The 15,012-nt window shown below is 54.3% G+C and carries 14 protein-coding genes; 8 read left to right on the forward strand and 6 right to left on the reverse strand.

Features of this window, described 5'->3' with window-relative positions:
• The 4 genes from ACP5J3_RS05070 to ACP5J3_RS05085 all read left to right on the forward strand — a co-directional run.
• A partial coding sequence (locus tag ACP5J3_RS05070) for an AAA family ATPase (RefSeq protein ID WP_428494677.1) occupies positions 1–1,343 on the forward strand: 1,343 nt, incomplete at its 5' end.
• The gene (locus ACP5J3_RS05075; protein WP_428494678.1) at positions 1,340–1,561 is read left to right on the forward strand and encodes a hypothetical protein; all 222 of its coding nucleotides are present in this window, start codon (positions 1,340–1,342) and stop codon (positions 1,559–1,561) included. The genes ACP5J3_RS05070 and ACP5J3_RS05075, both read left to right, overlap by 4 nt.
• Positions 1,562–1,586: 25 nt before the next feature.
• Complete coding sequence (gene fen, locus ACP5J3_RS05080) at positions 1,587–2,627, forward strand: flap endonuclease-1 (protein WP_428494679.1); 1,041 nt, start codon at positions 1,587–1,589, stop codon at positions 2,625–2,627.
• A 1-nt stretch (position 2,628) separates the two neighbouring features.
• Positions 2,629–3,255, forward strand: a complete 627-nt coding sequence (locus tag ACP5J3_RS05085; protein ID WP_428494680.1) for a protein-L-isoaspartate(D-aspartate) O-methyltransferase — start codon at positions 2,629–2,631, stop codon at positions 3,253–3,255.
• Here ACP5J3_RS05085 and aspS read toward each other — a convergent pair.
• The gene (aspS, locus tag ACP5J3_RS05090) at positions 3,252–4,541 is read right to left on the reverse strand and encodes an aspartate--tRNA(Asn) ligase (RefSeq protein ID WP_428494681.1); all 1,290 of its coding nucleotides are present in this window, start codon (positions 4,539–4,541) and stop codon (positions 3,252–3,254) included. The genes ACP5J3_RS05085 and aspS overlap by 4 nt on opposite strands.
• Before the next feature lie 28 nt (positions 4,542–4,569).
• Positions 4,570–5,091, reverse strand: a complete 522-nt coding sequence (locus ACP5J3_RS05095; RefSeq protein WP_263246026.1) for a transcription elongation factor NusA — start codon at positions 5,089–5,091, stop codon at positions 4,570–4,572.
• A 55-nt stretch (positions 5,092–5,146) separates the two neighbouring features.
• Here ACP5J3_RS05095 and ACP5J3_RS05100 point away from each other — a divergent pair, with 55 nt between their 5' ends.
• Positions 5,147–6,844, forward strand: a complete 1,698-nt coding sequence (locus tag ACP5J3_RS05100; RefSeq protein ID WP_428494682.1) for a radical SAM protein — start codon at positions 5,147–5,149, stop codon at positions 6,842–6,844.
• On the opposite strand, the gene ACP5J3_RS05105 is transcribed toward ACP5J3_RS05100, so the two are convergent.
• Both ACP5J3_RS05105 and pth2 read right to left on the reverse strand, forming a co-directional pair.
• Complete coding sequence (locus ACP5J3_RS05105) at positions 6,825–7,019, reverse strand: hypothetical protein (RefSeq protein ID WP_014289426.1); 195 nt, start codon at positions 7,017–7,019, stop codon at positions 6,825–6,827. The two genes, ACP5J3_RS05100 and ACP5J3_RS05105, sit on opposite strands and share 20 nt — an antisense overlap.
• Before the next feature lie 29 nt (positions 7,020–7,048).
• Positions 7,049–7,399, reverse strand: coding sequence for a peptidyl-tRNA hydrolase Pth2 (gene pth2, locus ACP5J3_RS05110; protein WP_428494687.1), 351 nt, complete (start codon positions 7,397–7,399; stop codon positions 7,049–7,051).
• Positions 7,400–7,479: 80 nt separating this feature from the next.
• Between pth2 and ACP5J3_RS05115 the strand changes: the two genes are divergently transcribed.
• The gene (locus ACP5J3_RS05115) at positions 7,480–11,229 is read left to right on the forward strand and encodes a S8 family serine peptidase (protein ID WP_428494683.1); all 3,750 of its coding nucleotides are present in this window, start codon (positions 7,480–7,482) and stop codon (positions 11,227–11,229) included.
• Here the strand turns inward: ACP5J3_RS05115 and ACP5J3_RS05120 are convergent.
• Both ACP5J3_RS05120 and ACP5J3_RS05125 read right to left on the reverse strand, forming a co-directional pair.
• Positions 11,222–11,659, reverse strand: a complete 438-nt coding sequence (locus ACP5J3_RS05120) for a bis(5'-nucleosyl)-tetraphosphatase (protein ID WP_263246017.1) — start codon at positions 11,657–11,659, stop codon at positions 11,222–11,224. The genes ACP5J3_RS05115 and ACP5J3_RS05120 overlap by 8 nt on opposite strands.
• 38 nt (positions 11,660–11,697) lie before the next feature.
• Complete coding sequence (locus ACP5J3_RS05125) at positions 11,698–12,300, reverse strand: hypothetical protein (RefSeq protein ID WP_428494684.1); 603 nt, start codon at positions 12,298–12,300, stop codon at positions 11,698–11,700.
• 105 nt (positions 12,301–12,405) lie between these two features.
• On the opposite strand from ACP5J3_RS05125, the gene ACP5J3_RS05130 reads away from it, so the two are divergent.
• Together ACP5J3_RS05130 and ACP5J3_RS05135 are read left to right on the forward strand one after the other, a co-directional pair.
• Positions 12,406–14,151, forward strand: coding sequence for a succinate dehydrogenase/fumarate reductase flavoprotein subunit (locus ACP5J3_RS05130; protein WP_428494685.1), 1,746 nt, complete (start codon positions 12,406–12,408; stop codon positions 14,149–14,151).
• A 1-nt stretch (position 14,152) separates the two neighbouring features.
• Positions 14,153–14,863, forward strand: coding sequence for a succinate dehydrogenase iron-sulfur subunit (locus tag ACP5J3_RS05135; RefSeq protein ID WP_428494686.1), 711 nt, complete (start codon positions 14,153–14,155; stop codon positions 14,861–14,863).
• Positions 14,864–15,012 lie beyond the last annotated feature (149 nt).

Here is a 15,012-nt window from a genome sequence, read left to right on the forward strand (position 1 = left end):
CCCCCAAGCGGGAGGAGGTGACGGGGGAGGTGGAGAAGAGAGTAGTAGCCCAACTCCTAACACTAATGGACGGACTACAAGAGAGGGGGCAGGTGGTGGTAATAGGCGCCACCAACAGACCAGACGCAGTAGACCCAGCCCTAAGAAGACCAGGAAGATTCGACAGAGAGATTTGGATTAATCCGCCTGATTTCAAGGGGAGGTACGAAATTCTGCAGATTCACACCCGGAATATGCCGCTGGCTCCCGATGTTGATTTGAGAAAGTTGGCAGAGGTTACTCATGGATTCTCCGGGGCAGACTTGGCGGCGCTTGCGAGGGAGGCGGCTATGTCTGCGTTGAGGCGGGCTATTCAGAGCGGGTTGATTGACTTGAACCAGCCGTCGTTGCCTCCTGAGGTGTTTGAGAAGATTAAAGTGACGATGGCGGACTTCACGGCTGCTTTGAAGGAGATTATCCCGTCGGCGCTGAGAGAGATCCATATAGAGGTTCCCCACGTCCGTTGGGAGGATATCGGAGGATTGGAAAATGTGAAGCAGGAGTTGAGAGAGGCTGTAGAGTGGCCTTTGAAGTACCCGGATAGGTTTAAGAAATTCGGCCTTAGACCTCCCAAGGGCTTGTTGCTCTTCGGCCCGCCGGGTACAGGCAAGACGCTTTTGGCAAAGGCGGTGGCTACTGAGTCCGGAGCCAACTTCATAGCGGTTAGGGGGCCTGAGATCTTTTCTAAGTGGGTTGGCGAGTCTGAGAAAATGGTTAGGGAGATATTTAGAAAGGCGCGCATGGCCGCGCCCTGCGTAGTGTTTATTGACGAAATTGACGCCCTGGCCACGGCGAGGGGCATCGGCGTCGATTCGTTAGTGAGCGAGCGCGTTGTAGCCCAACTGCTGGCTGAGATGGACGGGATTAAGGCTCTGGAAAACGTCGTGGTGATAGCCGCCACTAATAGGCCGGATTTGGTGGACCCAGCCCTGCTGAGGCCGGGGCGTTTTGACAGAATTATATATGTGCCCCCGCCGGACTTCAAAGCCAGGCTTGAGATACTGCTTATACACACCAGAGCCACCCCGCTGGCTAAGGACGTCGATCTAGAGGAGTTGGCTAGGAGGACTGAGGGGTACTCCGGCGCCGATCTTGAGCTACTGGTCCGCGAAGCCACGTTCCTCGCCTTGAGAGAAGACATCAACGCAAAGGAGGTCTCTATGAGACACTTCGAAGAGGCGTTGAAAAAGGTGAGGCCTTCTGTGACGCAGGACATGTTGAAGTTCTACGAGTCGTGGCTGGAGAAAGCCAGGCAGCTTACCGTCGCCACCAAGGCCAAGGCGGCGCCTCCTCTATACCTATGATTATAACCACCGTCGGCAACGTAATAGAGATGCTTTTAAAGCGGCAGGAGACGATCACAAGCGACGACGTAAAGACTTTGCTAAAACGTGCTAGTGTTAACATCTCCGACGAGGAGCTTATGAAAGCCCTCCTGGCTCTGGAGATCTACAAAAAGATCCACGTTAGAAGAGTTAAGAGGGAGGGGAGGGATATCTACCAGATTTCTCGGCGTAGATAATATAAATAGCCGCCCCCGGCATTACGTGGGTGTTGTAGAGCTGGGCAAGCTCATAGGCAAGGAAGTACGCAGAGAGGTCAAGCTAGAGAACTTGGCGGGGAGGTGCGTATCCCTCGACGCGTACAACGCTCTTTATCAATTCCTGGCGTCTATAAGACAGCCCGACGGCACTCCGTTAATGGATAGAGAGGGGAGGATCACCAGCCACCTCTCCGGCCTCTTCTACCGCACCATCAATCTGCTCGAGTCTGGGATAAAGCCGGTTTACGTTTTTGACGGAAAGCCTCCAGAGTTTAAGCTAGCCGAAATAGAGTCGAGAAGGAAGACGCGTGAGAAGGCGATGGAGGAGGTGGTAAAGGCGTTAAAAGAGGGGAGGAGGGAAGATGTGATAAAATACGCCAAGAGAGCTGTTTTTATCACAAGCGAGATGGTGGAGGAGTCTAGGAAGTTGCTGTCATACATGGGCGTGCCTTGGGTCCAAGCGCCTAGTGAGGGGGAGGCGCAAGCCGCCTACATGGTCGTGAAAGGCCACTGTTGGGCTGTCGGCAGTCAAGACTACGACGCCTTACTATTCGGCTCGCCGAGGTTGGTGAGAAACCTCGCCGTGTCTCCAAAACGCAGGGTCGGCGAGGAGGTGGTGGAGCTCGCGCCTGAGATAATTGAGCTAGACGCGGTGCTCAAGGCGCTGAGGCTCAAGAACAGGGAGCAACTCATAGACTTAGCCATTCTACTGGGCACAGACTACAACCCAGATGGCGTGCCCGGCATGGGGCCGCAGAAGGCGTTGAAGCTCATTTGGGAATTTGGCTCGCTTGAGAAAATGCTTGACACGGTGTTGAAGGGGGTTCACTTCCCCGTAAATCCCCTGGAGATAAAAAGATTCTTTCTACAGCCGCCAGTTACCGACGAATACACAACAGAGGTAAAAACCCCAGATGAGGAAAGGCTGAGAGACTTCTTGGTACGAGAACACGACTTCAGCGAGGAGAGGGTTGAAAAAGCCTTAGAGAGGTTGAGAAAGGCACGCGGCAAGCTTAGAACCTCCTCGCTCGACTCGTTTTTCTAGCATGGCCCAGAGACTTGTGGAGGAGTTGGAGCGCGACGGTATTGTACGGAGTGAGCGGGTAAAGAAGGCGCTGGTGGCTGTGCCCCGGGAGGAGTTCGTCATGCCTGAGTACCGAATGATGGCCTACGAGGACCGGCCCCTGCCGCTGTTCGCAGGCGCCACTATCTCGGCGCCTCATATGGTTGCCATGATGTGCGAGCTGGTGGAGCCTAGGCCTGGGATGAAGATTTTAGAGGTGGGGACAGGGTCGGGGTACCACGCAGCCGTATGCGCCGAGGCTATTGAGAGGAAGGGAAAGGTTTACACAATAGAAATTGTGAAAGAGCTGGCCATATACGCAACGCAGAACCTCGAGAGGCTGGGCTACTGGGGCGTGGTGGAGGTTTACCACGGAGATGGGACGAAAGGTCTTGAGAAGCATTCCCCGTTTGACGCCGTAATTGTAACGGCCGCCGCCAGCTCCATACCCCCGGCGCTGGTGAAGCAGTTAAAAGACGGCGGTGTTTTGGTGATACCCGTGGAGGAGCGGCTGGGCCAGGTGCTGTATAAGGTGGTGAAAAGGGGAGATAGAGTGGAGAGGCGGGCCGTGACTTATGTAATGTTTGTCCCTCTTAAAGGCGGCGACTAGGGCTCGACTCTATACCTGTCGCGGGGGTATAGAGTGGCGTGTCTCACGTTGTCTAGCCCAAGCATCGCCGTCACCAGACGGTTGAAGCCGAGGCCAAAGCCGGCGTGCGGCGGCATTCCGTAGTCAAACACCGAGAGATGGGCTTCGAAGAGCCTCGGGTCGAGGCCCCTTTTCCTCATCTCCTCCTCCAACTCGTCACGTCTGTGTATCCTAGTGGCGCCCGACGCCACCTCTATCCCGTTTATTATAAGGTCGTACGACTCGCTCTTCTCGCCATCTCTCCTCTTGGTGTAGAACGGGCGGAGCGACGCCGGGAAGTTAACAAGAAAGTACACGGGGCCGTAGAACTTCATAAGAGCCTTCTGCATCTCCACCGTGAGGTCGTCGCCCCAGTTCACCGCAAACCCAAGCCGTCTAAGCCGATCTACCGCCTCGTCGTAATCTACCCTCGGCACGCTTCGCACCTCAGTCACAACTGGCTTGACCCCCACTTCATCTAGCTTTGTGGCGAAAGACGCTATGGTTTTCGCCAGGTTCTTAGTCATCTTCTCCAGTATGTTCATGATGTCTGTGTAGTCCATGAAGGCGGCCTCCGCGTCGACTGAGATGAACTCGTTCAGGTGGTAATCCGTGTTGTGCTTCTCGGCCCGGTACGCCGGGCCGATCTCGAAGACCCTCTCAAGCGAGGCGGTTAGCTGCTCCTTGTAGAGTTGCGGGCTTTGGGATAGGTAGGCCACCCTCTCGAAGTACAAGACGGGGAACAGCTCAGCGCCGCCCTCGGTACTTGTGACTATGATCTTAGGCGTAAAAACCTCCACGAAGCCCTCGCCATACAGCACATCTCTAATAGTCCGCAACATGGCGGAAGCCAGAGAGAAGATAGCTAAGTTACGCGGCCTCTTTAGATCTACAGAACGCCACCTCAACCTAGTGGCTAAATCCGGGGTCTCAGACCAAACATCGATAGGAAGAGGCTTGGCCTTGTTTAAGACCCACATCTCGCGGGGGAAGATCTCCACGCCGCTCTTGGCAATTTTACTAGCCTCCACTACCCCCCTAACGACGATGACGTCCTCCCTGCCTAGTTCTGCAAAGATCTTGAACAGGTTTTCAGGTGTTTTACCTGCCTTGAGAGTGATTTGTACAAACCCCTCCCGGTCTCTCAACACGATAAACTTAATCTTCCCAATATCCCTCAGCTCCCATACCCATCCAGCAACCACAACCTCGGAGCCGTGGAGCGCAGGTGTGATGTCCACAGTCCAGTGGGTCTTTTTTGGATACACGAGGTGGAGAAAGACTTTAGGTAAAAAACTATGCCCTTAACTCCCGTTCCCTCACCAGCTCCACCTTTACGTTAGCCCCAGATATCTGGCCAATAATCGCCTGCAACCTCTCAGGTCTTATAGGCAACCTCCTCAACTCCCGCGAGGGGATCTTAACGACAGTCTCCGTAGTGCCGTCAGGCAACCAAGAGGTGGAAATAGTCAGCAGTCTCGCCGGCGACACCAGCTGGGCAATTACCTCATTTACGTTGCCGTGCTCCACGATCTTGACGCTTCTCCCAAGTTGCGACGACAGCTCTTTCTCAAGTTGCGCGTAGGCTCCACGCGGGATCCTCTTCACGTTTCTCATCAATACAATAACCAAGTCGTCCACTTCGTAAGACTTTACATATTCAACATCAGCCAAATTTATTTTCTTGCTCACCTTCAGCAACGCGTCTGAAACCTCTACGTCAAGCCACTGATACCTCCCGCTGTCTATAAGCGACTGGCACTTCTGGCACAACACACGCGTCTTTACACAGAATTCGCAAAATGGTATCTTGACCATCGGTAGCTATAAATAGGATGTATAAAAACCTATTAACCCACTTCGAAAACAAGGCGTGAGAATTGCCATAGTAGACGGCTACACAGACGAGCCGGCTGGCCTCGGCGTGCCGCCCTACCTCGACGTGTATGCAAGATACGTAGCCGGCGCCGCAGACCTCGCGGAGGTAGACGCCGTGCATTACTTCACGGTAGATCAACTCAGAGCCGACTGGCCGGCTCACCTGAGCCAGTTGTCTAGATACGACTTGGTAGTGGTGATAGCCGGCGTGACGACCCCCGGGAAGTATCTGGGTGGCACGCCGATTGCCCTAGACGAGCTACTTGACATAGGCCGCGTAGAGGGGCTTGTAAAGGTGCTGGGCGGGCCCGTGGCCAAGTTTGGCTACGGCATCGCGGGCGGCTCCGTGGCGGTGCCTCCCTATAAATTCCGCAGGTACTACGACTACGTCGTCAGCGGAGACGTGGATCTTGTAGTTTACCGCATTTTAAAAGACGGAGTGGAGAAGGCGCACCCATCTGAAAGACACGAGGACTTCAAACTCGTTGATATATTCGCAACGCGGGGGGCCAAAATCGCCCAGCAACACCCAAACCACGGCCGCAACCTGATCGTGGAGATAGAAACATACCGCTCATGTCCTAGGTACGTCTCAGGCGGCTGTTCTTTCTGCACCACGGTGGCCTACGGCCCCGTTGCGACTCGGCCCATAGAGGGCGTGGTGAGGGAGGTAGAGGCGCTCTACAAGGCGGGAGTTGTCCATTTCAGGCTGGGGAGGCAAGCCGATTTCTACACCTACATGGCCCACGACGTAGGCCGCGACGACTTCCCAAGACCCAACCCCGCCGCGATTGAGAAGCTACTAGTTGGGATAAGGAGCGCCGCTCCCGGCCTGAAGACGCTACACATAGACAACGTCAACCCGGGCACTGTGGCTAGGTGGAAGACTGAGTCCATTGAAATAACTAAGCTCCTAGTCAGCTACGGCACGCCGGGCAACGTCGCGGCCATGGGGATAGAAACCGCAGACCCCCGCGTCGTGAAGATCAATAACTTAAAAGTAGGGCCGGAGGAGGCTCTGGAGGCCATCGAAATCTTCACTAGGTACGGATCTGTGAGAGGACACAACGGCATGCCGTACCTACTCGCCGGTGTAAACTTCATCGCAGGCCTACCCGGGGAGACCCGCGAAACCTACCGTCTAAACGTTGAGTTTCTCAGCAAAATACTGGAGAGGAACCTACTTGTGAGGAGGGTAAATATCAGACAGCTACTCATCTTCCCAAGCTCCCGCCTGTGGCCCGAGGCGAGGAAGCTCACCGCGAGACTCAGAGAGCACAAGATGTGGTTCCGCCAGTTCAAGAAGTGGGTGAGGGAGGTTTTTGACAAGGAGATGCTTAGGAGAATCGTCCCGCGGGGCACCGTCCTAAGAGAGGTGTACACCGAGGTGTACTACCACGGCGGCACATACGCGAGACAGGTGGGCTCTTACCCCCTCCTCGTGTACATACCTACGAGAGTTGAGCTGGGGAGGTATATAGACGTCGTCGTTGTGGACCACGGGGCCAGGAGCGTACTGGCACTGCCCCACCCCGTAAACATAAACACGGCTGATAAGCGCGTCTTGAGACACCTCCCCGGCATAACTGGGAAAAAGCTCAAGGCCTTGATAGGGGGGAGGCCCTACAAGTCTCTGGAGGAGGTCAAGGCAAGGGTCGGGGAGGGGGAGTTTCTTAACTACGTCTCTCTGTGAGGCGGTACACCACGTAGAGCGTAAAGATTACAAAGGCCGCGGCGACTACTACGAAGAGGTTTACCCGCGCCGCCCCGATGGAGATGTCCGGCGTCCGGAGGCCCAGCGCGGTGAGCACAAGGAAGTACAGCGCCACCCCCAGCGAAAAGCCCGCATATGCATAAACCAAGCGCATAGGCGGACACACAACGGCAAATATATACTTTACCTGTAGAGCTTAAGCGAGCCTGTAACCTTATCCACCAGCTCGTCCGGTCCCGGCCCCACGCAAATTGCCGTTGGGGTGCCAGGTGGTACCTCGGTGAGGCCGGCGTCCACGACAACAGCCGTTGGGAGGCCAAGCTCCTTCGCCTTTTCATGTAGCTGATAGAGGTGGGCAACGTCATCCGCGGCCAGCACCACCTTCTTCTGGCCCTCCCCCAGCCACTGGTCGAGCCACCTACGCCACCTCGCATCTTCCATAGCCAGCAAGACACATTCAACCGCCGCGTGGCCCGCCTGAGCCGCGGCTTTGCCACAAGAGATCTTCAAATCCTTCCTAATTACTATCGTCATCTTCACGTACCTAAAAGAGGTTCAGTATAAAAGGGGTAACATAGCAAAAACACTTAAAAATAGTACGAATTGTATTGGTTATGAGGGGATACCTACTAGCAGTACTGTTAATCGCTACGGTTCTCGCATTCGCCCAGACCTTCAAAATCTCAGGAGCGAATCCAGCAATACTTGATACAGACACACCCGTCCTCGCAAAAGTCGTGGTGTCAGATGTATACGCATTTGCCTCCCAGTGGAAGTCAACGCCTGAGACAGAAACAGCTGTAGTACTAGGGAAAGAGGTGAAAGTAGCGGTCGTGTCCATTAACGGATTAGAGCTCCGGGGTAGGCTAGACGGCGCCTCCGCTACGCTGTACTATAAAGGCCCGGCCAGCGCTTTGAGGTCTATAGTGGACTCGCCCTACGTCGAGTCCATCTTCGTGAAGGTCATACCGGAGATACCCCCGAGAGAGTTCTTTACCGACGTTGCTAGCCTATTAGAAAAGGGAGAGGGCACCCCACAGCCCACTCTTCCCGTAATGAGGGAGATCATCGGCGCCAGCAGAGTTGAGCAACTCTTCGGCGTGAACGGCACCGGCGTAGTTATCGCCATCGTGGACACAGGTGTGGACTACGGACACCCAGATCTCCAAGACGCCTTGGCCTGGCTCATTAAAACCACAGACGGCAGAGAGATCACCGCCTCCGCGATTGCCCTAGTTGGAGGATCACTGCAGTACAAGACGCTACGGGGGCAGACATCAACACTACCACTCGCTCAGGTAGCCAGCGCCGAGCCCCTCGTACTCGACGCAGACGAGTCACAGGTGATCCTTCTCAAGAGCTTCACGGCTTCTGGGGGCATTTTGCAGACAAGCGGCAAGATATTCTATGTTATAGACGGACCGTGGAGGTACAGAGTCAACGCCGCCTGTAACTATTCTGTCACCGGCTTGTTGAGTAAGAGTGGTGTTTACAAGTTTGGCATGACTTATCTCTACATACCGTGGTACGGCGGCGTCGTAAAGGTGGGCGTGGTGATGTACGACCCTGACCAGCCTGGGGTCTACACGGCGGCGCGTGTCGATCTGAACAACAACTGCGACTTCTCAGACGACCCAGAGCTGAGGTACTTCGGCAACAGACTCATAGTAGACAGCCTAGCGGCGCCGACTATTAGCCTCGGCGTCGCCGGGGGCTACTTCTACGACTGGGGGCTGTGGCTAGATGTATACGCCAAGTTCTACCCGGGCTGGGACCTCTCCGGTAACTACCTAAGCATATTCTACGACTTCAATAGCCACGGCACCGCCTGTAGCTCAGTCGCCGCCGGGAGGGGAAGGGCTGTGTACAACCTCGGCTACCTAGGCCAGCAGAGGCTCAGAGGCGTCGCTCCTGGGGCCAAGGTGCTCGGCGTAAAGGGTCTGTGGTGGGGCATGGTCGAGGCTGGCATGATGTGGGCCGCCGGCTTTGACGTTAACCAAGACGGTCAGTGGTACTGGACTAGGCAAAAAAGGGCCCACGTCATTAGCAACAGCTGGGGGATCTCTGTATTTATCTACGACTACGCCGCGTTCGGCTACGATTTCGAGTCCGCGGTGATAAACGCCCTGGCGGCGCGGGGGTTCCTTGACAGAGACTACCCAGGCATCGTGGTGGTGCATGCAGGTGGAAACGGCGGCTACGGCTTTGGCACAATTACTAGCCCCGGCGCGGCGGTGGGCGCCATTACGGTCGGCGCTGCGACAAGCGGCCACTTCTGGCTAGCCCTCGGCACTCCCTTCTACGGATTTAGATGGGGCGACATAATAAGCTGGTCCCTAAGGGGGCCGACGGTCGCGGGCTATGTAAAGCCCGATGTTGTTAATATAGGCGCATTTGGGATAGCCGCTTATCCAGTTGGGTGGGGCAGGTACTACTACGGCATACCAGAGGACTGGGACACATTCGGCGGTACTTCTCAAGCTACGCCTCTAACCGCCGGCGTAGCCGCGCTTGTGCTGAGCGCGGTGGCTGATAAGGTTGACCCAGCGGCTGTTGATCCGTTCCTCGTGAGGCAGTTCATAGCCAGCACAGCGATTGACATTGGCTACACGCCGTTTACAGCTGGCCACGGCTTTGTAAACGCAACTGCGGCCGTCATTGCCGCCCGCGCCTACTATGGCCTTCCCGCCCCCAAGACGCCGGTGGCCCTCTTCCAGACAAACTCCGTCGTTAATCTCGGCGATTCTTGGAGCTTCCAGTGGAGAGTTAACATACCTCTATACTTTGGATACCTTATGAATAACGTATTAACTCCACAGTGGGCCGCATATCTACAGACGGGAGTCCCACAGCCGTCCCTCGGCATGACCAGTATGTACCTCTCAGCGAACCCCGGTGGACAAACCATTGGCTTATTAACAGTGACCGCGCTGAGCACTAAACTCGCCGTCTCAGCCTCCGTACAGATCCTTACACCAATCTACAGGAAGACCACGACATTGAACGTACCGGTGAGGACAATTGGGGAGTACTTCACGATGCAACAACTAGGTTTTGATGAGAGTGTGTTAAGACAGGCAGATCTCGTGGTGTTTAGAATCGCCTACAGCTTCTCAGCCTTTGATCCCGAGTTTAACTACGTCAGCAACGTATGGCCTCGGTTGCTGGTGTTCGGCTGGACGGATCTCGACGGCAACGGACGCATCTCTACCAATGAGCTTACGTGGATAAACTACGGCAGGCAACGCGGCACTGCAGTGGAGGTGCCCGTGTCGAAACTCTCGGCTAAGCTGGGACCCGGCCAGAGGCTCGTTTTGAGAATAGATATTATGCCTGTCACGGCGCCCTACCCAGCATCTGTGCCCGTCACCCTGGAGGTGGTGGCGTATAAGAGAGTTCCGGCTCCAGATGCGAGCATAACCCCCGGCGCCTATACGCTTGCGCCAGGTCAGCGCTACACGTTTGTGGTGAGGGTAACTCCGCCTTCCAACGCGGCGCCCACGGTTTATGAGAGGCTAATTGTGCTTGATATCAACGGCACTTCTTACGTGGTGCCGCTGAGCTATGTGGTGCGGGCCAGCGTGCATGAGAACACCCAGTATGTGCTCACCTCCGGGAGGTCTGACAGCTGGTACAACGCCAGCGAGGTGAGGGGAGGCAACGACTGGGCGTGGAGATACGAGTCCGGCGACTGGAGAGTCTACTATGTCTCTACCCCAACTTTGGTAAGGGGCTTGTATGCGGACTTCAGGTGGAGATGCATCAACACGTCACTAATTCTATATACAGTTACGGACAGCGGTTTCTTCGCTGGCTACTTCTGGAACCAGGGCGTGACGTACCACGGATATCTGGGCTCTGGCAGGTTTATCTGGACAGGTGTGGGTGGTCAGTCGAGGATTTTGGCAGTGCCAGCCACCTCTTTTATGGTTCCTGTAACTTGGACGGCTTCGTATCCCATCAGTGGGGCTCGGGGCTTCGCTATTGTTACTCGGACTTCGCTTTACGGCGGGTGCGGCACCTCTGAGCCAATCACCGGTGTTGTGAGGCCGTTTAGGGAAGCTGGAGACAGTCCAATTATTCCACCTCCGTCACCGTATATCAGAGTGACGTTAAGCAAGCCGCCTATCAACTATCAATTTGCATATAAGCGCGCCTTAGTGCTTGGCGGCGGGTATGTTGTTCCCATAATCGCTGAGGGTAGCGATCTGCGGTTTAACATGTACTTTATAAGACTGCCTGTGTTTATTGATTACGCGGCTCTGCTGTATTCGCCGGACAACGCTGTGTGGTATAGGATCAGCGGCGATAAGTTCTACAGGTATCCGTGGTACGCCGTTGAGGGTGTCTCTGTAATTAGTTAATTTTTTCCATTAGCTTCTCTATTTCTAGGATTTTTCTCCACGCCTTGAGCAAGACGGCTCTTGTCTCGTCGCGTGAAATAAGTTTGAGCGCCTCTTCTTTGGTTGCCCAGATGTATGCGTCGTGTTCTTTTGAGAGAGTTACGTCTCTGTCGCTGGCGCGGGCTAGGAAGTATATTACCTCTCGGTAGATGGTGCGGCCCCGCTTGGAGTACTTGTAGCGGATTTCTTCTCTAAAAGCAGGTATTAGCTCGACTTTAAGCCCGGTCTCCTCGTGTATTTCTCTGAGGGCGGCGGCTTCGTCGGTTTCGTATAGGTGGACTAGGCCGTGGGGGAAGTCCCAGCCGTATTTTCCGTGGAGGAGTAGGTAGAGTACGCCGCGGCTGTCTATGGCATATACTACGGCGCCAGCTGAGCGTTCGTAAAACTTCACATAGGTAGTGTTGTGTTTGGCTTATATGTCTTGCTTTACTATACTTTTAAACCGTATGGACAGAAATATTCTATACCCAGGTCTTTGTAGAGGGCTGACAACGCCCCGTACATTACCACGGGCTTGCCTAGCTCTTTTGCTTTTTTTACAAGTTCAGCTATGTTTACATATTGCAACGCCCCTGGCGCGATGACTACCACGCGCGCCTTTTCAACCCAATTGTGCGGGTTAGCTATATCTACAAATTCGTAGGGATAGAGCCTGCCCTCGGCGTCGGCGACTGCGCCATCGGTAAAAGAAAGCAACACATTGGCAACGCCGTCGCTGAACCCCACCAGGAGGATGGGTCCTCCGTATTTCAAAAGTATCTGTTCCGCGAGTTTCTTGGCACACTTAGTCGATTCTCTCTGTTTACATACCTCTATTCTCCGCAGACCTTTTTCTTTCTGTCGATTTAACACCTCGATACACGTTTTCAGACTTGGTGACTTAGCCGCCTCTTCGAGCGGATAGACGCCGGGCGCCACCTGGGCGTCTATCGGCACATCTGCACATATCTCTCCTATGCAACATCTAGCCAGCACCTGTCCCTCGCAGAGATCTACACCCTCACGTCTTATCCACACAACAGATAAAGCCACTAACTCCCCTGGATCTGTAGTTTTAAACCTTGCCGCCGTGTAGATGAATAAGCTTTGGGCTCCTGTCGAAATAATAATTAATTATCTCAAACATACTGAATTACTATGGAGGTTTTGAAGTACGACCTAATTATAGTCGGCTCTGGAATTGCTGGCTTAAGGGCCGCCACCGCGGCGGCGTGGGCCAGCGGCGGGAGGATATCAATAGCAATTTTGTCGAAGATACAGGCGATGCGTAGCCACAGCTTATCTGCAGAAGGCGGCATGTCGGCGGTTCTCTATCCCGATAAAACCGGCGACTCGCTGGAGCTACATGCCTACGACACCGTTAAGGGCAGCGACTTCCTCGCAGATCAAGACGCAGTACAGATTCTCGTGGAGTACGCGCCTAAGGAGGTGAGGTATCTCGAGAGAATAGGCGTGCCCTGGAGCAGGGAGCCAGATGGCCGGATTTCGCAGAGGCCTTTTGGCGGGATGTCGATTCCCAGAACCACCTTCGCCGCCGACAAGACGGGGTTTTTCATAATGTCCACGCTGTTTTCAGAAACCAGGAGATTCGACAACATCCACGTATACCACGAACACTTCGTAACCAAATTCATTATTGAAGACGGTGAATTTAGGGGCGTCACTGCGTACGACTTGAAGAGAGGAGAGTTCAAATTTTTCTACGGAAAGGCTGGGATTATCGCGACGGGGGGCGCCGGCAGGCTCTACCACTTCACCACTACTGCGCACTCCACCACTGGCGAGACTCTGGGGTACGCCCTGAGGGCGGGGCTTGCCATAAAGGATATGGAGTTTGTCCAGTGGCACCCCACAGCCCTGGTCCCTAGCGGGATACTTGTAAGCGAGGCGGCCAGGGGCGAGGGGGGTTATCTAATAAACAAGGAGGGAGAGCGCTTTATGAAAAGGTACGCCCCCCAGAGGATGGAGCTCGCCCCCAGGGATATAGTGTCGAGGGCCATATTGACGGAGTGTATGGAGGGGAGAGGGTTCCAGCACGAATCAGGTATGTGTTACGTCGGGCTGGATCTCAGGCACCTAGGTGAGGAGAAGATTAACAGACGTATTCCATTTATTAGAGAGCTTGCACATAAGTACACCGGCGTCGACGTTCTGTCGGAGCCCATCCCGGTGAGGCCGGCTGTCCACTACATAATGGGGGGAATACATACAGATACATGGGGCCGTGTATTGACTGCGGACGGCAAATGGGTTAGGGGCCTGTGGGCAGCTGGCGAGGCGGCGGCCGTCAGTATACACGGCGCTAATAGACTCGGCTCTAATTCGCTAAGCGAGTGCTCTGTCTGGGGCAGACTCACAGGAGAACAAGCCGCTAAATACGTCCTGGAGACCTCGCAACCCCCCTCGCCAGACGGGAAACTGCTTGACGTCGCAAAAAGCGAAGAAAGCCGCGTGTCTGATAGACTCCTACATAAAGAGCAGAACGCCCCCTCTCCCTACGAGGTGAAGAAACAGTTGAACGACATAATGGAGGAGCACTTCGGACCATTTAGACATGGTTCTTCCATGGCGGAGGGCCTCGCCAAACTTAAAAAGCTCAGAGAGTTTACCTCCTTCAGAGTTGTTGACAGTAGCCGTGTTTACAACCAGAATTTGAAAGATGCGCTTGAAGTAGACGGCATGCTAGATTTAGCACTGGTTGTAGGCATCGGCGCCTATGCGAGGTCGGAGTCTAGGGGAGCCCACTACCGGTTAGACTACCCAAAAAGAGACGATGTTAACTGGCTTAAGCACACAGTTGTCTATATGTACGGCGGCGAGTTGAAGCTAGTATATACGCCAGTTACAATAACCAAATGGCAACCGGAAGAAAGGAAGTATTAACATGAAGTCCCTAGTCGTCAAGGTGAAGAGATTCGACGGGTCGAGAACCTGGTGGCAGGAGTATAGAGTCGAGGCGCCTTCGGAAAAGATTTCAGTGCTTGATGTACTGGTTAAAATAAAAGAGGAACAAGACCCCACACTGGCGGTTCGTTATAGTTGCCGCATGGCCATTTGCGGGTCTTGCGGAATGGTGATAAATGGCGTGCCTCGTCTAGCATGCCAGACGCTACTCTCAGAGCTGGGAGACAGCCACATAGTAGTGGAGCCGCTTTGGAACCACAAAGTTGTTAAAGATCTCGTGGTTGACCTCGAGCCCGATTTTGAAAAGGTGAAGGCGGTGAAGCCGTATATAATTCGAGATGTAAAGGAGGTATATGAGAGTGACAAGGAGTTTGGCCAGAAGCCTGAGGAGCTCGAAAGGTATTATAATTTTGCATACTGCATCCAGTGTGGATTGTGTATGGCTGCGTGCCCAATTCTGGGATCTAACAACAAGTTCCTCGGCCCCATGGCGCTGAACGCGGCATATAGGTGGAGCGCCGACAGTAGGGACAAGGGATGGGAGGAAAGGAAAAAGCTAATTGACACGGAAGACGGCGTGTGGCCGTGCCACCTGGCGTATACATGTAGCGCCGTGTGTCCCCGCGGCGTGGATCCGGGATATGCAATACAGCTATTAAAAGCCGCAATACTGAGGAGGAGGAGGCCATGAGAGCCGGCAGGGGTATAGGGGAGTGGTTCAGAAGCCTCAATTACGAGCGGCTGTTCTTCGCGATACATAGATTAACAGCTATATATTTAGTGCTTTTCGTATTCATAAGGCCCTATCTCGTAGCATTATATGGATCGTGGGAAGAGGCT

Origin of the sequence: Pyrobaculum sp., from assembly GCF_049971835.1 — an archaeon.
GTDB lineage: Archaea > Thermoproteota > Thermoprotei > Thermoproteales > Thermoproteaceae > Pyrobaculum.

Excerpts from the sequence above, each read along its gene's own strand:
- ACP5J3_RS05095 (WP_263246026.1), bottom strand. The coding sequence starts at position 5,091 with ATGGTCAAGATACCATTTTGCGAATTCTGTGTAAAGACGCGTGTGTTG.
- pth2 (WP_428494687.1), bottom strand. The coding sequence starts at position 7,399 with ATGACGATAGTAATTAGGAAGGATTTGAAGATCTCTTGTGGCAAAGCC.
- ACP5J3_RS05130 (WP_428494685.1), top strand. The coding sequence starts at position 12,406 with ATGGAGGTTTTGAAGTACGACCTAATTATAGTCGGCTCTGGAATTGCT.
- ACP5J3_RS05075 (WP_428494678.1), top strand. The coding sequence starts at position 1,340 with ATGATTATAACCACCGTCGGCAACGTAATAGAGATGCTTTTAAAGCGG.
- ACP5J3_RS05085 (WP_428494680.1), top strand. The coding sequence starts at position 2,629 with ATGGCCCAGAGACTTGTGGAGGAGTTGGAGCGCGACGGTATTGTACGG.
- ACP5J3_RS05135 (WP_428494686.1), top strand. The coding sequence starts at position 14,153 with ATGAAGTCCCTAGTCGTCAAGGTGAAGAGATTCGACGGGTCGAGAACC.
- ACP5J3_RS05105 (WP_014289426.1), bottom strand. The coding sequence starts at position 7,019 with ATGCGCTTGGTTTATGCATATGCGGGCTTTTCGCTGGGGGTGGCGCTG.
- ACP5J3_RS05115 (WP_428494683.1), top strand. The coding sequence starts at position 7,480 with ATGAGGGGATACCTACTAGCAGTACTGTTAATCGCTACGGTTCTCGCA.